Source organism: bacterium (assembly GCA_030685015.1).
Taxonomy (GTDB): domain Bacteria; phylum CAIWAD01; class CAIWAD01; order CAIWAD01; family CAIWAD01; genus CAIWAD01.
In genome coordinates, this window is record JAUXWS010000046.1 from 41,038 (window position 1) to 62,780 (window position 21,743).

At 68.5% G+C, this 21,743-nt stretch carries 21 protein-coding genes; all 21 read left to right on the forward strand.

From position 1 onward, the window contains the following. Positions 1-111: 111 nt before the first annotated feature. The 21 genes from gcvT to Q8O14_06370 all read left to right on the forward strand — a co-directional run bounded on the left by gcvT (position 112) and on the right by Q8O14_06370 (position 21,731). Positions 112-1,215, forward strand: a complete 1,104-nt coding sequence (gene gcvT / locus Q8O14_06270) for a glycine cleavage system aminomethyltransferase GcvT (GenBank protein MDP2360342.1) — start codon at positions 112-114, stop codon at positions 1,213-1,215. Next, positions 1,212-2,015: a 2-phosphosulfolactate phosphatase gene (locus Q8O14_06275; protein MDP2360343.1), complete on the forward strand. Its 804-nt coding sequence runs from the start codon at positions 1,212-1,214 to the stop codon at positions 2,013-2,015. The genes gcvT and Q8O14_06275 overlap by 4 nt, the downstream gene beginning before the upstream one ends. Next, positions 2,015-4,369: a DNA translocase FtsK gene (locus Q8O14_06280; GenBank protein MDP2360344.1), complete on the forward strand. Its 2,355-nt coding sequence runs from the start codon at positions 2,015-2,017 to the stop codon at positions 4,367-4,369. Before Q8O14_06275 ends, Q8O14_06280 begins: the two co-directional genes overlap by 1 nt. Further along, positions 4,366-5,016 carry an outer membrane lipoprotein carrier protein LolA gene (locus tag Q8O14_06285; protein ID MDP2360345.1) on the forward strand — a complete coding sequence of 217 codons (651 nt, stop codon included), beginning with the start codon at positions 4,366-4,368 and terminating at the stop codon, positions 5,014-5,016. The genes Q8O14_06280 and Q8O14_06285 overlap by 4 nt, the downstream gene beginning before the upstream one ends. After that, a complete protein-coding gene (locus tag Q8O14_06290; GenBank protein ID MDP2360346.1) occupies positions 5,003-6,121 on the forward strand; it encodes a lysylphosphatidylglycerol synthase transmembrane domain-containing protein in 1,119 nt (372 codons plus the stop codon). Before Q8O14_06285 ends, Q8O14_06290 begins: the two co-directional genes overlap by 14 nt. After that, on the forward strand, positions 6,118-8,451 hold the full coding sequence (locus Q8O14_06295; GenBank protein MDP2360347.1) for a polysaccharide biosynthesis tyrosine autokinase: 2,334 nt from the start codon (positions 6,118-6,120) through the stop codon (positions 8,449-8,451). Before Q8O14_06290 ends, Q8O14_06295 begins: the two co-directional genes overlap by 4 nt. A gap of 139 nt (positions 8,452-8,590) precedes the next feature. Further along, on the forward strand, positions 8,591-9,544 hold the full coding sequence (gene ispE / locus Q8O14_06300) for a 4-(cytidine 5'-diphospho)-2-C-methyl-D-erythritol kinase (protein MDP2360348.1): 954 nt from the start codon (positions 8,591-8,593) through the stop codon (positions 9,542-9,544). Continuing rightward, positions 9,507-9,812, forward strand: a complete 306-nt coding sequence (gene spoVG / locus Q8O14_06305) for a septation regulator SpoVG (protein MDP2360349.1) — start codon at positions 9,507-9,509, stop codon at positions 9,810-9,812. Before ispE ends, spoVG begins: the two co-directional genes overlap by 38 nt. Before the next feature lie 73 nt (positions 9,813-9,885). Beyond that, positions 9,886-10,818 (forward strand): ribose-phosphate pyrophosphokinase, encoded by a 933-nt coding sequence (locus Q8O14_06310; GenBank protein MDP2360350.1) that lies wholly within the window; start codon positions 9,886-9,888, stop codon positions 10,816-10,818. 33 nt (positions 10,819-10,851) lie between these two features. Beyond that, on the forward strand, positions 10,852-11,400 hold the full coding sequence (locus Q8O14_06315) for a 50S ribosomal protein L25 (protein ID MDP2360351.1): 549 nt from the start codon (positions 10,852-10,854) through the stop codon (positions 11,398-11,400). Positions 11,401-11,418: 18 nt separating this feature from the next. Next, positions 11,419-12,021: an aminoacyl-tRNA hydrolase gene (pth, locus tag Q8O14_06320; protein ID MDP2360352.1), complete on the forward strand. Its 603-nt coding sequence runs from the start codon at positions 11,419-11,421 to the stop codon at positions 12,019-12,021. A gap of 116 nt (positions 12,022-12,137) precedes the next feature. Further along, complete coding sequence (locus Q8O14_06325; protein MDP2360353.1) at positions 12,138-12,431, forward strand: RNA-binding protein; 294 nt, start codon at positions 12,138-12,140, stop codon at positions 12,429-12,431. Positions 12,432-12,672: 241 nt separating this feature from the next. Then, positions 12,673-13,041: an NADH-quinone oxidoreductase subunit A gene (locus tag Q8O14_06330; protein MDP2360354.1), complete on the forward strand. Its 369-nt coding sequence runs from the start codon at positions 12,673-12,675 to the stop codon at positions 13,039-13,041. Positions 13,042-13,058: 17 nt separating this feature from the next. Further along, positions 13,059-13,520, forward strand: coding sequence for an NADH-quinone oxidoreductase subunit NuoB (gene nuoB, locus Q8O14_06335; protein MDP2360355.1), 462 nt, complete (start codon positions 13,059-13,061; stop codon positions 13,518-13,520). A 1-nt stretch (position 13,521) separates the two neighbouring features. Then, positions 13,522-14,079: an NADH-quinone oxidoreductase subunit C gene (locus Q8O14_06340; protein MDP2360356.1), complete on the forward strand. Its 558-nt coding sequence runs from the start codon at positions 13,522-13,524 to the stop codon at positions 14,077-14,079. Beyond that, the gene (locus Q8O14_06345) at positions 14,072-15,286 is read left to right on the forward strand and encodes an NADH-quinone oxidoreductase subunit D (GenBank protein ID MDP2360357.1); all 1,215 of its coding nucleotides are present in this window, start codon (positions 14,072-14,074) and stop codon (positions 15,284-15,286) included. The genes Q8O14_06340 and Q8O14_06345 overlap by 8 nt, the downstream gene beginning before the upstream one ends. Positions 15,287-15,444: 158 nt before the next feature. Beyond that, entirely contained in the window at positions 15,445-17,064 is a 1,620-nt protein-coding gene (locus tag Q8O14_06350) for a 2Fe-2S iron-sulfur cluster-binding protein (protein ID MDP2360358.1), read from the forward strand. A gap of 24 nt (positions 17,065-17,088) precedes the next feature. Then, positions 17,089-18,168, forward strand: coding sequence for an NADH-quinone oxidoreductase subunit H (locus Q8O14_06355; protein ID MDP2360359.1), 1,080 nt, complete (start codon positions 17,089-17,091; stop codon positions 18,166-18,168). 12 nt (positions 18,169-18,180) lie between these two features. Further along, positions 18,181-18,870 carry a 4Fe-4S binding protein gene (locus Q8O14_06360; protein MDP2360360.1) on the forward strand — a complete coding sequence of 230 codons (690 nt, stop codon included), beginning with the start codon at positions 18,181-18,183 and terminating at the stop codon, positions 18,868-18,870. 18 nt (positions 18,871-18,888) lie between these two features. Then, positions 18,889-20,445 (forward strand): N-acetylmuramoyl-L-alanine amidase, encoded by a 1,557-nt coding sequence (locus Q8O14_06365; protein MDP2360361.1) that lies wholly within the window; start codon positions 18,889-18,891, stop codon positions 20,443-20,445. Continuing rightward, positions 20,442-21,731: a Mur ligase family protein gene (locus Q8O14_06370; protein MDP2360362.1), complete on the forward strand. Its 1,290-nt coding sequence runs from the start codon at positions 20,442-20,444 to the stop codon at positions 21,729-21,731. Before Q8O14_06365 ends, Q8O14_06370 begins: the two co-directional genes overlap by 4 nt. Positions 21,732-21,743 lie beyond the last annotated feature (12 nt).

The following is a 21,743-nucleotide window of genomic DNA, read 5'->3' on the forward strand; positions in this document are numbered from 1 at the left end:
GGCCGCAATATGGCATGGCGCCGGCGCCAGCCCCCGCGCTCCCTTCCGCCGGACTCGCACTGGTTGGCTACATTGTCCGCACGCGATCCACTCTATTCATGAGGCCGATACATGAGCGCCAGACCCACCGCTCTCAATGACCGCCACTTGGCCTGCGGCGCCAAAATGGTCGATTTCGCCGGCTACCGCATGCCCATCCAATACGGATCCATGATCGAGGAGCACCTCCTCGTGCGCCGCCTGGGCGGCGTCTTCGATGTTTCGCACATGGGCGAGTTCTTCGTCGAGGGGCCGCAGGCGGAGGCCTTCCTTGACCTGGTCACCGTCAACAACGTGGCCGCCCTGGCCCACGGCCAGGTCCAGTACTCGGCCTTCATGACGCCGGAGGGCGGCATCGTGGACGATCTGCTGGTCCACCGGATGGACGATACCCGCTTCATGCTGGTCGTCAACGCGTCCAACCGGCACAAGGACTGGGCCTGGTTGCAGGGCCACGCGGGGGAGGACGTCCACCTGACCGACCGCTCCGACGACTACAGCCTGCTTGCCCTGCAGGGCCGCGCCGCCTACCAGCTCGTCCTCGAGCTGGCCGACGAGGATCTGGCGGAGATGCCCTATTACTGGTTCCGCCCGGGCAGCCTGCGCGGCATTCCGCTCATCGTCGCCCGCACCGGCTACACGGGCGAGCGCGGCTTCGAGCTGTACGTGGAGAACGACAAGGCCGCCGCCCTGTGGGACGTCCTCTTTCCGGCCCTGCAGGAGCGCGGGATGGGCCCCATCGGCCTGGGGGCCCGCGACAGCCTGCGCCTGGAGATGAAGTATGCCTTGTATGGCAACGACATCGACGACACGACCAGCACGCTGGAGGCGGATCTGGGCTGGATCACCAAGCTGAAGAAGGGCCGGCCCTTCCTGGGCCTGGAGGTCCTCCGCCGGCAGAAGGCGGAGGGTCTGCGCCGCCGCCTGATGGGTTTCGAGGTGACGGGGCGCGGCATCGCCCGCCATGGCCAGGCCTGCTGGCTGGACGGTCAGCGTATCGGGACGGTCAGCTCGGGCGGGCACAGCCCGGTTCTGGGAAAGGCGATCGGCATGGCCTACCTGGACCTGCCCCATGACCGGATCGGCCTCGAGTTCGAGGTGGAGATGGGGGCTCGCCGCGTCGTGGCGCTGGTGGTGCCCACCCCTTTCGTGCAGCCGGAAGTGCCTTGCCGGTGATCCTGGACCTGCATTTCACGCCACCGCGGGAGGAGGACGCGGTGGGGTCGGGCACCAACCTGCGCGACGGGGCCGTCGTGTTGATCGATGTCCTGCGCTCCACCACGTCCATTTGCCACGCCATGGCGGCGGGCTGCCAGCGGATCATCCCCGTCGCCGACCTGGGGGAGGCCACCCAGCGGATCGAGACCCTCGGTCGCGCCAGCCTGCTGCTGGGCGGCGAGCGGGACTCGCGCCGCATCGCCGGCTTCGATCTGGGCAACAGTCCGGGCGAGTATGACGACCCCCGTTTGCGCGGCGCCAACCTGGTCATGCTGACCAGCAACGGCACGGCCGCCCTGGCGCGGCTGCGCCATCTGCGCGCCGTGGCCGTCGCCGCTTTCGTCAATCTGGAGCGGGCCGCCCGATGGCTGGCGGGGGGCGGCGGGCGGGCCACCATCGTCTGCGCCGGCCATCACGGCCGCTTTTGCCTGGAGGATGCCGTCTGCGCCGGCCTGCTGGTCCAGCGCATCCAGGATCTCCGCAGGGGGGAACCCATGCAGCTTAGCGACGCCGCCCGCGTGGGACTGGTCCTGGCGGCGCAGTGGGGCGGGGATCTGCCCGCCTGCCTGGCGGAGGCCGCCCACGGGCGGGCCCTGGCCGAGGCCGGCTTCGCCGCCGACCTGGAACTCTGCGCCCGGCGCGACGCCTTCGACATCCTGCCCATCCAGGCCGGGGAGCAGATCACCCTGCGCGATCCGACCGCCCCGGCGGGACCGACCGGCGGCGGGACGGGCCGGAAACGGCGGGAAAGCACCTGATGCCGCGCGGCGCCAAGAACTCCCCGCGCAAGAGGACCCTGGCCGGCCTGGCTCTGTTGGGGCTAAGCCTGCTTCTGCTGGTCTCCCTCCTGTTCGCCCGGCGCGACCTGGGTGCCGGCGAGGCGGCCCAGCACCTGCTCTCCCATGCCGGATGGTGGACCTCCCATCTGCTGATCGATTTCGGACTGGGCCGCATCTGGTCGCTGGCGTTGCCTGTCATCCTGGCGCTGGTGGCCTGGAACATGGTCGGCGGCGGCGTTTGGGGACCAGTCCTCAAGCGCGGCCTGCGCCTCTTCCTGTTGGCCATGGCCGGGGCGCTCAGCCACGGCGCGGTGGCCCAGGTGAGCGGTCTGCACAGCGTGGACGCCGGCGGCGGCTGGGTGAGCGGAGTCTGGCTTTATGCCCTCATCAGGCAGATGGTGGAGTGGACGGGCGCCGTGGGGCTCTTCATCAGCCTTCTCACCTTCGATCTCCTCGTGCTGGCCGTCGTCTTCCGCTGGAATCCCGCCCCCGCACTGGAGAGGGCGCTGGCTCTCACCGGCGGCCTGGGACCCCGTCTGCTGGCCGCCTGGCGCGAGCGACGACGTGCCCGGGCCGAGGCCGCCGCGCGCCGATCGGCCAGGCCCCGGCCGGCGGAGGATCCGCCCGCCCCCACCCGCCTCCAGCAGGACGATCCGCCGCCCCGTTCCGCCCCGCCCGACTTCGTGCCGCCCCTTTCTCCCATCAAGGCCAGGGACGAAAGCCGGACCGAGGAGGAGCCGTCCGCCGGGGAGTTCGAGATCACCCAGGAGGTGGTGGAGGAGGAGCAGCGTTTCCGGGCCGACCACCGCCGCGCCGAGTTCCGCTACAAGCCACCCCCGGTCGACCTGCTGGCCGACCCCCCCGCCGACGAGTACCATGTCACGGAGGAGGACCTGCGCGCCAACTCGGAGGCGCTCATCGCCTGTCTGCGCGACTTCAACGTGGAAGCCCGGGTCGTCCACGTCCACCCCGGTCCGGTCATCACCCGCTACGACCTGGAGCCGGCGGCCGGCGTCAAGGTCAGCCGCATCGTCGCCCTGGCCGATGACCTGGCCATGAAGCTGAAGGCCGAGCGCATCCGCATCATCGCGCCCGTGCCCGGCAAGGGCGCCGTCGGCATCGAGCTGCCCAACCGCGTGCGCAACACGGTCTTCATGAAGTCCATCGTCAACACGGAGAAGTTCACGCGCGCCGCCAGCCCGCTCACCGTCGTGCTGGGGAAGACCTCGAGCGGCGAGGCGGCGGTGGCCGACCTGCGCGCCATGCCCCACGTGCTGGTGGCGGGGCAGACCGGCTCGGGAAAGAGCGTCTGCGTGAACGGCATCATCTGCAGCATCCTCCTGCGCGCCCTGCCCACCGAGGTGCAGTTCGTCATGGTGGATCCCAAGATGATCGAGCTGTCCGACTACCGCCGCATCGCCGACCACTTCATCGCAGGGATGGACGGCCAGGAGGGCGACGTGGTGACCGATCCCCAGGAAGCCGTGCGCGTGCTAGCCTCCCTCGAGTTGGAGATGGACCGGCGCTACCGCTACCTGAGCCAGACCGGTTACCGCTCCATCCAGGAGTTCAACGAGGCGCTGGCGGCGGGGGAGGTGGGACGCCGCCTCGAGGCGGGGGATCTGACCCTGCCCGGCCGCCAGGACCAGCTGCCGGAGAAGATGGTCTACCTGGTGGTCATCATCGACGAACTGGCCGATCTGATGATGACGGCGGGCAAGGAGATCGAGATCTCCATCGCCCGGCTGGCCCAGAAGGCGCGGGCGGTGGGCATCCACCTGGTGGTGGCCACCCAGCGTCCCAGCGTGGACGTCCTCACCGGCCTGATCAAGGCCAACTTTCCCGCCCGCATCGCCTTCGCCGTCCGCCAGAAGGTGGACAGCAAGACGATCATTGATTGCATGGGCGCCGATCAGTTGCTGGGGCGGGGGGACATGCTCTACCTGGCCTCGGGCAGCCCCGAACCCGTCCGCATGCACAACAGTCTGATCACGGGCAAGGAGATCCGCGCCCTGCTCGATCACATCCGCAAGCAGAGCCGGGATTTCCCCAAGTTCCGCCTGCCCGTCGCCGTCGAAAGCGAAGGGGCGCGGGGACAGGTGGCGGAACCGGCGGCGCGGGACGAGCTGTTCTGGGAGGCGGCCGAGCAGGTCATCCTTTCCCAGCAGGGATCCGTCTCCGTCCTGCAACGCCGGCTGCGCATCGGGCACAGCCGGGCCAGCCGCCTCATCGACGAACTGGAGCTGGCCGGCGTGGTGGGGCCCTTCGACGGTTCCAAGGCGCGCCAGGTCCTGGTGGACCTGAGCTGGATCGAGGAGCATCGCGGCACATGAGAGCATTTCTCCTGATCATCCTGCTGCTGGCGCCGGCCGCCCGGGCCGGCGAGGCGGAGAATCTGCTGCGGCAGGCGCGCCGGCAGTTCGAGGGCCGTGGCCTGTGGGAGATCTTCTTCGAGCAGCAGGTGCTGCCCGGGGCGGGCGGCGACACGCTGCGCAGCGGTGGACGCCTGCTGGCCTGTCCCGACGGAGCCTTCCGCGTGGACATGGAGGGCCTGCACCTGCTCAGCGACGGCCGCGACCTCTGGCGCTGGGAGGACGGCGGTTCCCAGGTGCTGATGGAGCGGGTGGGCCAGAGCGAGGACGTCCTGCTGCCCCATCAGATGCTCATTCTGGTCGAGGAGCGCTTCCGTCCCACCGGCATCCGCTCCCAGGGGGCGGAGCGCCGCATCATCCGCCTGCAGCCGCGCAGCGGATCCGAGTTCCTCCGCGACGTGACCCTGATCATGACGCGGGAGAAGGGCCAGTGGTGGCCGCGGGAGATCTCCTTCACGGATTTCGCCGACGCCCGCGTGCGCTTCCTTGTCCAGCGACGCGAATCCTGGCCGGACCGCGGCCCCCGCCGGGAGCAGCTGGTCTTCAAGCTGCCCGGGGGCATGGAAGTGGTGGACCTGCGCAGCGGGGACCCCGATGCGACGCGGTAGCGCCCTGTCCCTCGGCATCTCCCTCTTCTTCCTCTACCTCTTCGCCTTCAACCCCGCGCCGGCCGCCTGGCTGGCCGGCCAGGCGGCCTGGCGGGAGGCCTTTTTCACCAGCCGGGTGGATTGGCCGGAGGTGTGGCGCCTGCTCATCGACCTGCGCGGCCTGCCCTTTGCCGGGGCGGCGGGCTGCCTGCTCCTCTCGCTGGTGGTGCGCGCCTGGCGTTGGCGGGTGATCGCCGGCCCACTTGACCGCGTTCCCCTGACGCGCATGTTCCACCTGACCAATCTGGGCTACCTGGCCAACAACCTGCTGCCCATGCGCCTGGGGGAGGTGCTGCGGGCCGGGGCCCTGGCCGGGCGCAGCGCAATCCCCTTGCCCGGGGCGATGGCCACCGTCGTCCTGGAGCGCCTGCTGGATGTCATTGGCGCCCTGGCGGCGCTGCTGGCCATGCTGCTCCTGCAAGGTTCCCTGGTGGCGGCCGCCGAGGCCTCGGCCAACGGCGAAGCCCTGGACGTGCTCGCCCGCTTCCGGGCTCTGGCTCCCCTGCTGGGTCTGGCCGCGGGAGCGGGCCTCGCCCTCCTGCTCTCGCTCGTGATCTGGCGCAAGGGCTTCCTGGACATGGGCGAACGCGTGCTGGACCGCCTCCTCCCCGCCCCGGCGGCCGCGCGCCTGCACCGCCTGGCTGTTTCCTTCGCCGCCGGCCTGGAGATCCTGCGCTCCCCCTGGGAGGCGCTGCTGCTACTGGGCCAGACGGCCTTCATGCTGGCGTGCTATCTTGGATCGCTGGCATGCATGATCCACGCCTACGGCATGGCTGATGATCTGGTCCTGCTCCAGCAGGCGCCAATGGCCTCCCTTTTGCTGTTGCTGGTCTTCGTCAGCCTGGGCTACATGATCCCGGCGGCGCCGGGCGCCTTCGGCACGGTGCAGTACTTCACGGCCCTGGCCATGTCGCTGATCGGCGCCGGCACGGAGGAGGCCATGAGTTACGCGCTGGGCAACCATCTAATCACCTGGCTGCTGCTCACCCTGATGGGCCTGGTGGCGCTCCCCCTCCTGGGGCTGCGCTTCGGCGACGTGATGAAGTGGAAGGAGGATAGGGCGTGACCAACTCCCGCGAGCGGACGGACCACGGCCAAATGGAGCAGGACTCCTTCCAACTGGATCCGGGCGAGATCTACCGCGTCATCTACGCCGGGCGCTGGTTCGTCCTGGCGGCCATGGCGGCGGGGCTGGCCCTGGCCCTCCTCATCAATTCGCAAATGACCTTCGTCTTCCGCGCCACGGCCACGGCCATGGTCGTGACCAACAGCCCGTGGGAGGCCGGTCTCTCGCTGGACGGGAAGGGTTCCGTCGCCTCCTACAGCGTGGTGGACCAACTGCGCATCCTGGAGAGCCGGCGGCTGGCCAAGGACGTGGTGACCACTGTGCGCGACGGCGCCTACGCCGACCGCCTGGCCGTGCTGGGCCATCCCGACCGGCCCAAGGGCTTTTCCGAGGAGGAGGCCGTCTCCTGGCTGCTCAGCCGGCTGGTTGTCCGCCAGGTGCAGAACTCCAACGTGCTGTCCATCAGCGTCGAGGCGCCTTCGGGCTTCGAGGCCGCCTACCTGGCCAACCAGGTGGCCGAGCGCTTCTACCGCCAGAACCAGGAGTTCAGCCGGGCGGAGTACACGGAACTGGCCAGCTTCCTCAAGGAGCAGCTGGACCAGGTCACCCTCCGCCTGCAAGGCGCGGAGATGACGCTGACGACCTTCAAGGAGGGCTCCCGCCTGGCCGCCCTCGACGTGGAGACGGCCACCATCATCCAGCAGAGCGCCAACGCCCAGACTGAACTCAGCCGCATCAACCTCGAGCTGCAGTCCAACGAGGTCAGCCTGGAGAACCTGCGCCGGAATTACAGCCAGGGCCAGAGCAGCCTGGTCGATGATGTGGAGAACCTCTCCACCGGCACGATCGAGAGGCTGTCCAAGGAGATCGCCGACAAACAGACCCAGATCGCCAACGTGCGGGCCAAGGCCGAGCCGGGGTGGGAGAGCTACGTCCAACGGCTGGAGGATGAGCTGCGCAAGGTCAAATCCTCCCTCAAGGAGGAGACCAACAAGCTGTCCGCCAGCGAGATGCGCAGCGCCGATCCGCTGGGCACCATGCAGCGGATCTTCGAGCGGATCATTGATCTGGACGTGGAGGGCCGTGCCCTGCGCGCCGCCCGCGAGGCCCAGTCGCGGGTCGTGGCCGAGTTCGAGGCCCGCCTGCGCCAGTTGCCGGAGGCCGGCCGCGAGTACGTGCGCTTCACCCGCGACGTGGAGATCAACGAGAAGCTCTACCGCCTGCTCATGGAGAAGTACCAGGAGAACCAGGCGGTGGCGGCGGGCATGATCGGCAATGTGCGCCTGCTGGACACGGCGGAGGTGCCGGCGCAGGCCGTGCGCCCCAACAAGCGGCTCAACCTGGCGCTGGGACTTCTGCTGGGGCTGCTGCTGGGGGTGGGCGCCTCCTTCATCTACCATCTTTTCGACACCCGCATCGTCACGCCGGAGGATCTGCGCAAGTCCGGCCTGCAACTGCTGGGGGCCGTGCCCACCATCAATGTGCGCCGCCTGGAGCGGGCCTTGCGCGTGAAGAGCGGGCAGGCCATGCGGGAAGAGGATGTATGGAAGATCAAGCGCAAGCTGATCACCCACTTCAGTCCCAAGTCGCCCATCAGCGAAGCCTACCGCGCCCTGCGCACGGCCCTGCTCATGCGCCTGGAGCAGGAGCGGCGGGGACCGCAGCCGGGCAGCGGCCTGGCGCCGGCCGTGATTGTCACCTCCAGCACCACGCAGGAGGGCAAGAGCCTGACCAGCGCCAACCTGGCCGTCACCCTGGCCCAGACTGGCCGGCGCACCCTGGTGATCGACGCGGACATGCGCCGTCCCACCGCCCACAAGAATTTCGGCCTGGAGCGCAATGTGGGCCTCTCCGGACTGCTCTCGGGCAGCCAGACCGCGGCGGCGACCGTCTCGGACACGGACATCGAGAACCTCTATGTGCTCAGCGCCGGCCCCATTCCCCCCAATCCCGCCGAACTGCTGGCCAGCCAGGCCATGGCGGATGTGGTGGCATGGGCCCGCCGCGAGTACGATTTCATCATCATCGACACGCCGCCCGTCGTCCCCGTCACCGATCCGACCATCCTGACGCGGCTGGTGGACACCGTCATCCTGGTTGTGCGCAGCAATGCCAGCCATCGCCGGGAACTGACCGAGGCCATGTCACGCCTGGAGCACAGCGAATGCTGGGTGCTGGGGGCGGTGTTGAATGATTATGACTTGAAACGAGTTTATGGTAGTTACTATTATTACTACCATTATTACAACAGGTATTATTATTATGGTGATCAGAAGCGGGGTGCCCGTCGTTCCTCCAAGCAGCGGCGCAAGAAGAAAGCCATTGTATGATGATCATTGAAAGAGTATTTAATGAGACGTAGATATTAATCATAGTTCAATGATTTTTGATAATCCATTTAACACATCTCTGGAAAGATCCTCGTGAAAGATCCTCGTAAGAGGCAAGCAGCTTAGTTGAGAGTGCGTCATGCCCATCGAGTCTCCCTGGTTGACCGCTGAGGCTCCCGCCAAGTTGAACCTTGGCCTGCGCATCCTCGGACGCCGGCCCGACGGCTTCCATGAGTTGGAATCCGTCTTCGTGCCGCTGGAATGGCACGACCTGCTCCGCGGCCGGCCTGCGCGCGCGGATCTCTTCACCTGTTCGGATCCCTCCCTCCCCACCAACGAGGGCAACCTGGTGCGGCGGGCCCTTGCCGTCTGGCGCGGGGCGGCGCGGGAGGCGGGCCACGACGGGTGGAGCCGGCCGGTGGAGCTGGAGCTGGTGAAAAGGATCCCGGCCGGGGCCGGCCTGGGCGGCGGCAGCAGTGACGCCGCGGCCTGTCTGCGGCTGTTGGGGCGGCTTTTTCCGCCCGCCCTGCCGGATTTTGTGCTGGCCAGTCTTTCCTTGACCCTGGGAAGCGATGTTCCTTTCTTTCTGCAGCCTGACTGGGCGCACGTCACGGGTCGCGGGGAGATCATCACGCCCATCGCGCCCTTTTTCTCCGATGACGTGGTTCTGGTATGGCCGGGCCTCCATGTTCCGACGACATGGGCCTATGCCCGCCTGTCCGATTCGTTGACAAAGCAGGGTCGCTACGCTAGCTTCCAGGGCTTCAGCGGATTCGTGAACGGGCAGGTAGATCCCGCTTCGTGGCCCGGCAATGATTTCGAGCCGGTCGTGTTCGCCGAGCATCCCGTCCTGGGGGAGCTCAAGCAGACACTGCTGGATGCCGGGGCCCGCCATGCGGCCATGTCCGGAAGCGGATCCGCCGTCTACGGCCTCTTTGACAGCGCTCAGTCGGCTTCGCGTGTGACACAGCAACTCCGCTCCCGCCATCCGGTCGTCCAGCTGACCCGGCCGCGGGGTGCAGCCTTCGCCCGGGAGGAAGGCGGAAAGGGACGCCATGAGAATCACCGAAGTCAATGTGAACCTCCGGAATGAGGAACGGCTCAAGGCCTTCGTCAACATCACCTTTGATGACGTCTTCGTCATCCGGGGCTTGAAGGTGATCGAGGGCCAGCGCGGCCTGTTTGTCTGCATGCCCAGCCGCCGCCTGGAGGATGGAAGCCACCGCGACATCGCCCACCCCATCACCAACGAGTTCCGGCAGGAGATCGAGGACGAGGTCCTGGCAGCCTACGATCGGCTGAGGACTGGTCAAGCACCGGCGGAGGGCCGGGCGGAGGAGGAGAGCGACTCCTTACGCTGAACCGCCGCGCAGCAGCACCCGATGGCCGCCCGAGGGGACGGCCTGCTCGATCGTGCAGACGAGGATTCCCCGCGTGACGGATCTGCGCATTTTTGCCGGCGAGATCAGCCGTCGTCTGGCGGCCCGCATCGCCGAAGGACTTCACATCCCGCTGGGCGACGTGGACCTGCGCCGCTTCGCCGATGGCGAACTCTACGTCAAGTACCAGGAGAACATCCGCGGCACGGACGTCTTCCTGGTGCAGTCCACCCTGGCGCCAGCCGACAATCTGATGCAGCTGCTGCTGATGCTGGACGCCGCCAAGCGGGCCAGCGCCCGCCGCATCACCTGCGTCATCCCCTACTTCGGCTACGCGCGGCAGGACCGCAAGGACCAGCCCCGCGTCTCCATCGCCGCCAAGCTGGTGGCGGACCTGCTGACCAGCGCCGGAGCGGACCGGGTCTTGACCATGGACCTGCATGCGGAGCAGATCCAGGGCTTCTTCAACATCCCCTTCGACCACCTCTATGGGCGGGCGGTCTTGTTGCCCTACCTGGAGTCGCTGCAGCTGGAGAATCCCACCGTGCTGGCGCCCGACATCGGCTCCGTCAAGATGGCGCGGGCCTATGCCAAGCGCCTGGACGCCGACCTGGCCATTGTCGACAAGCGCCGCCCCGCCGCCAATGTGGCGGAGGTGATGAACCTGATCGGCGACGTGCGGAACCGCAACGTGATCATCGTGGACGACATGGCGGACACCGCCGGCACGATGACCCAGAGTGTGCGGGTGGCCATGGACCTGGGCGCCCTCAGCGTCACTTGCGCCTGCACGCACGCCCTGCTCTCGGGGCAGGCCGTGGAGCGCCTCAACGCCGCGCCCATGCGGGAATTGATCGTCACGGACACCATCCCCTTCCGGGAGGACATGGGGGTCGAGCGGCTGCGCGTGCTGAGCGTGGCGCCCATATTCGCCGAGGCCGTGCGCATGATCCATGACGAACGGTCCATCGCGACCTTGTTCGGCTGAGTTGGCACATCAACAAATTCGGGAGATCGATCCATGGGTGCTGAAACCCTTGAAGCCCTCAACCGCGAGCGCCTGGGCAAAGGCGGCGCCCGCCAGACGCGCCGCCAGAAACTGGTGCCGGTCGTTGTCTACGGCCACAACCAGGAGACCCGCCACCTGGCGGTGCCGGCCCACGATCTGGAGATGATCCTGACCCGCAACGCCCGCCTGGTGGATCTCAAGGCCGAGGGCCAGGTCCTGCCCTGCCTGGTGCGCGACATCCAGCGCCATCCGGTCAACGAGCAGGTGGTGCATGTGGACTTCATGGTCGTCCAGCCGGACCAGAAGGTGACCACCGAGCTGCCCGTCCGCCTGAACGGCAACCCCATCGGCGTCAAGCAGGGTGGCCAGGTGCGCCGGCTGCTGGGCCGCGTCAAGGTGAATTGCGCCGTGGCGGACCTGCCCAGCTTCTTCGACATCGACATCACCAACCTGGAGGCGGGGCGCAACCTGCTGGTCAAGGATCTGGGCAGCGAGAAGATCCGCCTGCTCAATCCCGACCACGTGGCCGTGGTCCAGATCACCAAGGCGCGGCCCAAGTAATCCGCGCTGGAGCCTGAGGTGAAGATCGTCTGCGGGCTGGGCAATCCCGGGGAGCGCTACCGCCGGACGTGGCACAACCTGGGCTTCATGCTGCTCGATCGGCTGGCCGCTCCGGCGGCCAGTTTCCGCAGCGGGCGCGGCTCTTTCCTGGAAGCGCGCCTCCAGCTTGAGGGGCGGGACACCCTGCTCGTCAAGCCCACCACCTTCATGAACCTCTCCGGCCAGGCCCTGGCCGAGGCCTGCCATTTCTACAAGGTCGATGAGGCCGATGTCCTGGTCGTGTTCGACGACATCGACCTGCCCCTGGGCGAGATCCGCTTCCGTGAAAGCGGCAGCGGGGGCAACCACAACGGCATGAGCCACGTGGTGCTCCACCTGGGGCCGCAGCTGCACCGGCTGCGCCTGGGCTTCCGGCCACTCCATCCGGTGCCCGCCGCCCAGCTCAAAAGCTTTGTCCTGGCCCCCATCCCCGCGGCCCTCCATGAGGAGGTGGACGCCATGCTGGAACGGGCGGAGGCCGGCGTGCGGGCCTGGCTGGGCGAAGGCATCCGCCGGGCCATGAACGGCTGGAACCGTTCGGCCTCCGCCGGACCGGCCACCAAGGGCGATCCGGTTGATTGATCGGCGAAAGGATGGCATTTTCGCCGTGGGTCTTCAGGGATCCAGGCCGAGCTTCATCTGGTGTCATGGCTGAAGAATCGGTGGCGGAGCGCATGACACAAGCAGGGGAAGCAGGCATGAACCTCTACGTGGGCAATCTTTCGTACTCCACGCAGGATGACGATCTGCGCCAGCTTTTCGAGCAGTACGGCGAGGTTGGCGCGGCGCGGGTGGTGATGGATCGGGAAACGGGGCGCAGCCGGGGGTTCGGCTTCGTGGAGATGCCGGACGGCGCGGCGGGCGCCAAGGCCATCGAGCAGACCAATGGACTGGACTTCATGGGTCGTGTCTTGAAGGTCAACGAATCGCAACCCCGTCCGGGCGGGGATGACGGCGGCCGCCGGGGCGGGGGCGGCGGGCGTCGCTGGTAGCCCCGGCCGAAACCAGACATGATGTGGAAGCCCGTCGCAATGGCGGGCTTTCTCATGGCCTGACCACGCCGGGCAGCCCGCTGGACCATTCCTTGCCGCCGCGGGAGACAGTTCGCAGCAGCTGCCTTCCCGGCTGAATCCCTATATTCGCCTGTGGGCCGTGCCAATCGTTGAACACCCGCCTGCGGAGCCTGATCCGCGGCGAGCGAAGGCCGGCTGAGTTCAGACGAGGCGAGGTCCAATGACCGCTCTGAATCCCAACGTTGTGGCCCTGGCCGTGCTCTTCTCCGTGGCCCTGGTCCTGGTGGCGATCATGTACCTGGCCGCCACCTACCTGGGGCCCAAGCGATTCAACGCCACCAAGCTGCAGCCCTTCGAATGCGGCATGACACCGGTGGGCAGCCCCCGCGAGGGAGGCCTGCGGCTGCGCTTCTACGTGGTGGCCATCCTCTTCGTCGTGTTCGACATCGAGGTCATTTTCCTCTTCCCCTGGGCCGTCAGCTACGCGGAGCTGGGCCTCTTCGGCCTGGTCGAGATCCTCGTGTTCGTGGGGGCTCTGGGCATCGGCCTCTTCTACGTGCTTCGGAAAGGAGTCGTGGCATGGAGTTGAGTCCCGTCCAGCGGGGCATGGGTTTGTCCGAGCCCTTCGTCACCACCAAGCTGGACAAGGTGCTGGGCTGGGGCCGCAAGTACTCGATCTTCAACTACCTCTTCGTCACGGCCTGCTGCGGCATGGAGTACATGTCCGCCGCCTGCAGCCGCTACGACCTGGACCGCTTCGGGGCCGGCCTGCCCCGCTTCAGCCCGCGCCAAAGCGACGTGCTCCTGGTGGTGGGCACCATCAACCAGAAGATGGCCCCCGTGCTCAAGCAGGTCTACGACCAGATGTGCGAACCCAAGTGGGTGATCGCCTTCGGCGCCTGCACCATCTCGGGCGGACCCTACAACAACTACGCCGTGCTGCAGGGCATCGATCTGGTCATTCCCGTCGACATCTACATCCCGGGTTGCCCACCGCATCCGGAGATCGTCCTGGACGGGCTGGTCAAGCTGCAGGCCAAGATCCAGCACCAGAAGCACGAGGTCTGAGATGAGCGACACGCCGCGGGCGGGAGCTTTCAGCGCCACGGGGAGCTGGGCGGGGCCGGAACTGGGCGAGGAGCTGCGCCGCCGCTTCGGGGAGTCCATCCTGGAGGAGTCCGACGCCTTGGGCGAGCGCGAGCTGGCCATCCGCCGCGAGATCCTGCCGGCCCTGGCCCGCGCCCTGCGCGATGAGCTGGGCTTCGAATACCTCATGGACCTCTGCGGCGTGGACTATCTGGGTCGCCGCGAGCCCCGCTTCGAGGTGGTCTGCCACTTCTACAGCCTGCAGGGCAACCGGCGCCTGCGCGTCCGCATTCCCCTGGCCGGGGATCAGCCCGAACTGCCCAGCCTGACCGGATTGTGGAAGGCCGCCGACTGGTTCGAACGGGAGGCCTGGGATCTCTACGGCATCCGCTTCGCCGGCCACCCCGACCTGCGCCGCCTGCTGCTCTACGACCAGTTCAAGGGCCATCCCCTGCGCAAGGACTACAAGATGAAGGCCCGCCAGCCGCTGATCGGGCCGGGCAGCCCGGGCCACGGGGCCACGGAGGACGCCCATGCCTGAGCTTCGTGGCGTGCCCGCCGCGCCGGGACCCCTGCCCGCCGAGATGACGCTCAACATGGGACCCAGCCATCCCACCACCCACGGCATCGTCCGCCTCAAGGTGCAGGTGCAGGGGGAGGAGATCGTCGACTGCGAGGTGGAGATCGGCTACCTGCACCGCGGCTTCGAGAAGATGTGCGAGAACCATCCCTGGAACCAGGCGGTGGTCTACGTGGATCGGCTCAACTACGTCTCGCCCATCATCAACGACGTGGGCTACCACATGGCCGTGGAGAAGCTGCTCGGCCTCGAGGTGCCGGAGCGCGGCCAGTGGATGCGCATGCTGACCAGCGAGCTGATGCGCGTGTGCGACCACCAGACCTGCATCGCCGCGCATCACATGGAACTGGGGGCCTTCACCGCCTTCCTTTACCTGATGAAGGGGCGCGAGCTGATCTGGGAGGTGCTGGAGAAGATCTGCGGCGCCCGCGTCACCACCAGCTACACGCGCATCGGCGGACTGGCCTACGAGCCCTACGAGGGCATGGTCGCGGAGATCCGCGCCATCCTGCCGGACCTGCGGGACGTCAACCGCGAGATCCACAAGTTGATGACGGACAACCGCATTTTCATCGACCGGACCAAGGGCATCGGCGTGCTGGACCGCGCCGGTTGTCTGAGCTACGGCTTCACCGGGCCGGTGGCGCGCGCCGCCGGCATCGAGTACGACGTGCGTGTCCAGCACCCCTACCTGTACTACGACCGGCTGGATTTCGAGGTGCCGGTGGGCGTGAATGGCGACGTCTACGACCGCTACCTGGTCCGCATGCACGAGATGGAGCAGAGCCTGCGCATCGTCGAGCAGTGCCTCGAGCGGCTGCCCGCCAGCGGTCCCGTCAGTGTGGAGGACGGCCGTTACACGCTGCCGCCCAAGGAGAAGGTCTACACGCGCATCGAGCCGCTCATGAACCATTTCAAGCACCACATGTGGGGCCACATGATCGCGCCGCCGCCCGGCGCCGTCTACCACGCCGTGGAGGGCGGCAACGGGGAGCTGGGCTTCTACCTCATCTCGATGGGGGAGGAGCAGCCCTGGAAGGTGCGCTGCCGGCCGCCCTGCTTCGGGCTGACCCAGGCCCTGCGGGAGATGATCATCGGGCACACCATCGCCGACGTGGTGCCCATTTTCGGCTCGATCAACATGATCGGCGGGGAACTCGATCGCTAGGATGTCGGCGGGGAACTCGATCGCCAGGTCGGATCGGGCTTGGGCGAATGGTGGTGGCGGTGAAGGGAAGCCGGGCCTGAGCGCGGAAGGGCTTTCCGCCTGGTCGAGCGGATCATGCCGCCCGGGGCAGACACAACGCTTGCATAAGGAGTGAGCGGATGCCGAGACTGATCGTCGACGGCCGTCCGGTGGAGGTGCCGACCGGCACGCGCGTGATCGAGGCCTGCAAGCAGGCCGGCGTGGTGGTGCCCCACTTCTGCTACCACCCCGGCCTCTCCGTCGCCGGCAACTGCCGCATGTGCATGGTCGAGATCGAAATGGGCGGCCGCTCGCGCGTGGCCGTCTCCTGCGTGGAACCGGCCATGGAGGGCATGGTCGTCCGCACCGAGAGCGAAGAGGTGCGCGATGCCCGCCTGGGCGTGATGGAATTTCTCCTGCTCAACCATCCCATCGATTGCCCCTACTGCGATTGCGCCGGCGAGTGCAAGCTGCAGGACTATTACATGGACTGGGGGGCGGTGGACACCGGCAGCCGCCGGCTGACCGAGGCCATCCACAAGCCCAAGCGCCAGGAGATCGGCCCTCACGTCATGCTGGACTCCGAGCGCTGCGTGCTCTGCACCCGCTGCGTGCGCTTCTGCCAGGAGGTGACCGGCACGCACGAGCTGGGCATCGAGGAGCGCGGCGCGCACAGCACCCTGCACCTGGCCGAGGGCAAACGCTTGGACAACGCCTACTCGGGCAATGTGGTGGACATCTGTCCGGTGGGCGCCCTCACCGACCGCAGCTTCCGCTTCCAGCGCCGTGTCTGGTTCATGAGGAAGGCGGACAGCATCTGTCCAGGTTGCAGCCGCGGCTGCAACATCGAGATCCAATACGATCTGAAGCGCGACTACAAGAACACGGAGAACGGGCGGCGCGTCATCCGCCTCAAGCCGCGCTACAACGAGGAGGTCAACCAGTGGTGGCTCTGCGACCGTGGCCGCTATGGTTTCAGCGGGATCGACCAGGGCCGCCTGCGGCAACCCCTGGTCGCCCGGGGCGGGCAGGTCTCGGCCACCGACTGGAACGACGCGCTGGGCGAGGCGGCCCGCCGACTGGACGACATGGTGCGCCGCCATCCTGAGCAGGTGGCCGTCCTCTTCAGCCCCGACATGACCTGCGAGGCCCTGCTGGCGGCCCGCTCGCTCTTCCTGGACCAGCTCAAGGTCCCGCGGGCTGATTTCCAGCTGGCCGAGGACCCCCGCGGCGAGGAGGACGACCTGCTCATGAAGGCCGACCTCCATCCCAACCGCCTGGGCTGCGAGCTGCTCAAGCTGAAGCGCGGCGCCTTCCCCGACGGTGGCCTGGCCGAGGAGATCCGGGCCGACCGCGTCAAGGGCCTGGTCTGCTTCCATTGGGCTCTGCCGGCCCTGCTGGCGGATGGCCGCGAGCTGCTGTCGAAACTGCGGTTGCTGATCGTGATCGGGACCCACGAGCAGGACTGGGGCGCCCTCGCCGCCCTGCAGTTGCCGGCGGCTGTCCATGCCGAGCAGACCGGCACCTTCGTCAACTTCCAGGGGCGGGTCCAGCGCCTGCAGGCCGCCTTCCCGCCGGCCGGCGAGGCCCGCGACGAGGTGGAGCTCCTGCTGGACCTGGGCCAGCGCCTGGGACGCAAGCCCGTCCAGGCCACCCGGGAGGCGGTCGCCCGCCGGCTGGAGACCGAGCTGCCCGGCTACGGTGCCGGGGCGCCGCCCGCCGCCAGTTCCCGCGTGTCCAAGGAAGCCGCCCCGCGCTAGGCGGCGCGCAAGTCAGGGAGTGCCATGCTGATCGAGATCCTGCTGGCCCTGGCCAAAGTGGTCGTGCTGCTGCTGGTGGTCATCATCCCGCTGGCGGCCGTGCTCACCTGGGTGGAGCGCAAGCAAAGCGCCGTCATGCAGGACCGCCTCGGCGCCAACCGCGCCGACATCCTTGGCCTGCGCCTGTGGGGCCTCTTCAACATCCTGGCCGACGGGATCAAGTCCTTCTCCAAGGAGGACTGGGTGCCCCCCTTCGCCAACCGCTTCCTCTTCAACATCGCGCCCTTCGTCGGCCTCTTCGCCGCCATGGTCACCTTCGCCGTCATTCCCTTCGGGCCGCCCGTGGTGATCGGCGGACGCGAGATCGCCCTCCAGGTGGCGGACCTCAACGTGGGCCTGCTCTACATTCTGGCCTTCGGCTCCATGGGGATCTACAGCGTGGTCCTGGCGGGCTGGGCCTCCAACAACAAGTACACCCAGCTGGGCGCCATGCGCGGCATCAGCCAGATGATCAGCTACGAGGTGGTGCTGGGCCTGGCCATCGTCGGCGTGGTGCTGGTGACGGGCAGCGTGCGCCTGCCCGTCATCGTGGCCGCCCAGGGCGAGCACTGGTTCGGTTGGATTCCCAAGTGGGGCGTGCTCACCCAGCCCCTTGCCTTCCTGCTCTTCCTGCCCGCCGCCATCGCCGAGACGAAGCGCGTGCCCTTCGACATCCCGGAGGGCGAGAGCGAGATCATCGGTTACAACCTGGAATACTCGGGGGCCAAGTTCACCCTCTTCCTCCTGGGCGAGTTCATCGAGATCGTCGTTCTCGCGGCGCTCATCTCCACGCTCTTCTTCGGAGGCTGGCAGCTGCCCTGGCTGGCCGACACGGGCTTTGTCTTCGGCAACCTGGCCACCTTGGACCTGCCCCCCGTTCTCGTGACGATCCTCCGCGTGGCGGGCTTCCTGCTCAAGGTGGTCTTCTTCTGCTGGCTCCAGCTGCTCATCCGCTGGACCCTGCCCCGCTTCCGCTTCGACCACCTGCTGCGCCTGGGCTGGCGTGAGATGCTGCCCCTGGCGCTGCTCAACATCGTCATCACCGCCATCGTCATGCTGAGGTAGAAGGGAGAATCCATGGCGCGCTTCGTCCGCGTCGACCGGCAGGCGACTTTCATCACCGCGCTCTACTACCCGGCCGTGCTGGCCGGCCTGTGGGTCACCAGCCGCCACTTCTTCGTCAACATGTGGCGCCACTTCCTTTATGCGGTGGGCATCCGCTCAGGCCAACCGGGCGCCTACACCCTCCAGTACCCGGAGGTGATGCGCCCCCTGCCCCGCGTCCTGCGCAGCAAGCACCGCATCAAGGTGCACGAGGACGGACGGCCCAAGTGCACGGCCTGCATGCTCTGCGAGACGGCCTGCCCCGACTTCTGCATTTCGATCACGCCCATGGAGCACGACGGCAGCCCCGAGGAGAAGGCCCCGGCCGAGTTCCGCATCGACCTGGACCGCTGCTGCTTCTGCGGCTTCTGCGTGGAGGCCTGTCCCAAGGACGCCATCTACATGGACACGCAGATCATGGAGCTGTCCAGCGACCGCCGGGAGAACTTCGTGCTGCTCCTGCCCGACCTGCTGGACCCCAAGCCCATTCCCTGCACGGGGTCCGAGTTCCAGGGCAAGGACCTGGGCCAGGTGCTGCCCCACCTGGGCTGGCGGAGGCTGGACCACGTGCGCCCCGTCCGCGTGGATCTCTCCTACCGCGAGGGGCAGCTGGCACGCCTGCAGGAAGGCAATCCGGACGCCCACAAGGGCCAACACGCCTGAGTCCGCCCGGGAGACGCGATGATCGGTCCCAGCCTGCGACGAGCGTCGCTCCTCTTCCGCCTTGCCTGTCTTCTCATCCCGTTCCTGCTGGCGACCAGGTCCGCCGCCCTGGCGGGCGACGGCCTGCCCGCCGATCGCGAGCTGCTGGTGCGGCTGGGGGACGGCCGGGAGGCGATCCTGCCCACCTGGCGCGCCGGCGCCGCGCGCCTCTTCTGCCTGGATGACCTGCTCCGCCTGGAAGGCAGCCTGGCCGACCTCGACGGTCCGCGGGCGACGCTGTGGGCCCGCGGCCACGAGCTGCGCCTGGTGACGGGCATGCGCTTCGCCCGCCTGGACGGCCGTGCCCTGCCCCTGGCCGGCCCCGTGCGGCGCAGCGCGGATGGCCTGCTGGTCGACGAGCGCGTGCTGACGGCCCTGCTGGCGGTGGGCCTTCTGCGCGGGAGCTTCGACCTGGCGGCGGGCGAACTGGAGCTGGAGGTCACTGCCGCCGCCCTGGAGCGCGAGGTGGTGACGGGCGGCGAGCTGCTGCGGCTACGTCTGCCCGCCATCCCCGTCTTCGAAAGCCTGTCGCGCCCCGGCCGCCTCGAATTGCGCCTGCCCGCCCTCCCCGAGTTGGCGGCGCTGGAGGATCCCGCCCGCCTGAAGCCGGCCTCCGGCGCCCTCATCCGGACCCTGAAAGCCACGCGCACGGCCGAGGACTGGGTGCTGCGCCTCGATCTGGCGCCGGAAGCCGAGCTGCTCGATGTGGAGGAGGTGGAGTCCCTGGGCGAAATCCAGATCCTGCTGCGCCGCCGGGGTGCCACCGTGCTAGCTCCCGCCCTGGAGGAACCCGCCGCCGAGGCGGCCGCCCAGGCCCTGGCCAGCCTGCCGGTGCGCGGACTGCGCGAGGAGCTGCGCCGGGTGGTGATCGACGCCGGGCACGGCGGCCACGATCCGGGCGCCGTCTCGCGCTGGGGCCGCAGCGAGAAGGACATGACCCTGGCCATCGCCCTCGAGCTGCGCGACCAGCTTCGTCGGGAGCTGCCCGGGCTGGAGGTGCTGCTCACCCGCGACAAGGACGAGTACCTTCCGCTGGGCGAGCGCACGCGGCGCGCCAACGAGGCCCGGGGCCAGCTCTTCCTCTCCATCCACATCAACGCGGCCAAGAACCGCCAGGCGCGCGGCCACGAGGTCTTCCTGCTGCGGCCGGGCAAGAACGAGCACGCCCGCCAGGTGGCCCTGCGCGAGAACCGCGTGCTGGAGTTCGACGGCGGCGTCGAAGGGCGGGCGCCCACCGACTGGATCCTGGCCTCCATGGCGCAGTCCGCCTGGGCCGAGGAGAGCATGGGCGTGGCTGCCCTCATCTCCCGCCGGCTGGCCGCGGTGACGGAGCCGCGCCGGCGGCCTATCCAGCAGGCGGGCTTCCAGGTCCTGGTGGGGGCCAGCATGCCTTCCGTCCTGGTGGAATGCGGCTTCATCACCAACGTGGACGACCACCGGCTGCTGGATTCGGCCGAGGGTCGCCGCCGCATCGCCGGGGCGCTGGCCGCCGCCCTGCGCGACCTGCATGACCTCAGCCTGGCCGGCCAGCCGTGACCAGCAGCGGCTGGGACGCCATCTGGCGCGCCGTGGACGCCCGGGCGCGCTTCGGCATGAAGCCCGGACTGGAGCGGATGGCGGGTCTGCTGGAGGCCCTGGGCCACCCGGAGCGCGGATTGTCCTGCATCCAGGTGGCGGGCACCAACGGCAAGGGGAGCACGGCCTACGCCCTGGCCTCCTTGCTGCGGGCGGCCGGCCATCGCACCGGCCTCTTCGTCTCGCCACACCTGCTCCATCCATCGGAGCGGATCCGGCTGGACGGCGTCCCGCTGGACGAAAAGATCGCGCTCGATGCCTGGCACGAGCTGGAACCCCATCTGGAAGCCCTCCAGCCCACCTATTTCGAGCTGCTCACGGCGCTGGCCCTTACCTCCTTCCGGCGGGCCGGCCTCGGCTGGGCCGTCCTCGAGTGCGGCCTGGGCGGCCGCTGGGACGCCACCAGCGCCGTGACGCCCCGGCTCGCCCTCCTCACCAACGTGGGGGCGGACCATCTGGGCGTCCTGGGTCCGACCCTGGCCGATGTGGCGCGCGACAAGGCCCACGTGGCCCCGCCGGGCGGCATCCTGCTCTGCGCCGAGACCGACCCCGCCCTGCGTGAGGTGGTCAGGCGGACGGTGGAGGCGCGCGGCGCCCGCCTGGTGCTTCATGACCCGTCGATGGGGACCTGTCCACCCGCCCCGCGGGAGAAGCTCCGCCTGGTGGATCCCCGCGGTGGAGCCTGGCTGGAGCCGCCCGTGGACACGGCGGGCTGGCGCTCCGCGGCCGGACTGGCCCTGGCGGCCTTCCGGCTGCTGTCGGCGGGAGAAGCGGGCGCCGGCTGTCGGCTCGCGGAGGACGAGTGGCGGGGCCGCTTCCAGGTGGTCAGCCGCGACCCCCCGCGTGTCCTGGACGTGGCGCACAATCCGCCCGCCCTGGCCCATCTTGCCGCCGAGCTGGCGCGCCACTGGCCGGACCGGCGCTTCAACGCCCTGCTGGCCGGCATGCGCGACAAGGACCTGGCCGGCAACCTGGCCGCCCTGCGCCCCGTGCTGGCGGAGGTCCGCATCCTGCTGGTGGACGGGCACCCGCGCGCCGCCGATCGTCCCGAGTGGGAGGAGGCCGCCCGCCGCGCGGGAGTCACCGCCACCTTCTGCCGGCGGGCCCAGCTGGACCTGCTGCGGAACGGGATTGAGAGCGGCCGGCCGACGGACGATCCCTGGATGCGGGAGGCGCTGCTGGTGGGCGGTTCCTTCCTCTCGGTGGCCGCCTGGTTGGGGGGGACTGAGCTACCCCCCGGTCTTTGATCATGGGTGCCA

Bases quoted from the DNA above. Each gene is read 5' to 3' on its own strand.
- gcvT (MDP2360342.1), top strand. From the start codon at position 112: ATGAGCGCCAGACCCACCGCTCTCAATGACCGCCACTTGGCCTGCGGC.
- Q8O14_06280 (MDP2360344.1), top strand. From the start codon at position 2,015: ATGCCGCGCGGCGCCAAGAACTCCCCGCGCAAGAGGACCCTGGCCGGC.
- Q8O14_06285 (MDP2360345.1), top strand. From the start codon at position 4,366: ATGAGAGCATTTCTCCTGATCATCCTGCTGCTGGCGCCGGCCGCCCGG.
- Q8O14_06290 (MDP2360346.1), top strand. From the start codon at position 5,003: ATGCGACGCGGTAGCGCCCTGTCCCTCGGCATCTCCCTCTTCTTCCTC.
- ispE (MDP2360348.1), top strand. From the start codon at position 8,591: ATGCCCATCGAGTCTCCCTGGTTGACCGCTGAGGCTCCCGCCAAGTTG.
- spoVG (MDP2360349.1), top strand. From the start codon at position 9,507: ATGAGAATCACCGAAGTCAATGTGAACCTCCGGAATGAGGAACGGCTC.
- Q8O14_06315 (MDP2360351.1), top strand. From the start codon at position 10,852: ATGGGTGCTGAAACCCTTGAAGCCCTCAACCGCGAGCGCCTGGGCAAA.
- Q8O14_06325 (MDP2360353.1), top strand. From the start codon at position 12,138: ATGAACCTCTACGTGGGCAATCTTTCGTACTCCACGCAGGATGACGAT.
- Q8O14_06330 (MDP2360354.1), top strand. From the start codon at position 12,673: ATGACCGCTCTGAATCCCAACGTTGTGGCCCTGGCCGTGCTCTTCTCC.
- nuoB (MDP2360355.1), top strand. From the start codon at position 13,059: ATGGGTTTGTCCGAGCCCTTCGTCACCACCAAGCTGGACAAGGTGCTG.
- Q8O14_06340 (MDP2360356.1), top strand. From the start codon at position 13,522: ATGAGCGACACGCCGCGGGCGGGAGCTTTCAGCGCCACGGGGAGCTGG.
- Q8O14_06345 (MDP2360357.1), top strand. From the start codon at position 14,072: ATGCCTGAGCTTCGTGGCGTGCCCGCCGCGCCGGGACCCCTGCCCGCC.
- Q8O14_06350 (MDP2360358.1), top strand. From the start codon at position 15,445: ATGCCGAGACTGATCGTCGACGGCCGTCCGGTGGAGGTGCCGACCGGC.
- Q8O14_06355 (MDP2360359.1), top strand. From the start codon at position 17,089: ATGCTGATCGAGATCCTGCTGGCCCTGGCCAAAGTGGTCGTGCTGCTG.
- Q8O14_06360 (MDP2360360.1), top strand. From the start codon at position 18,181: ATGGCGCGCTTCGTCCGCGTCGACCGGCAGGCGACTTTCATCACCGCG.
- Q8O14_06365 (MDP2360361.1), top strand. From the start codon at position 18,889: ATGATCGGTCCCAGCCTGCGACGAGCGTCGCTCCTCTTCCGCCTTGCC.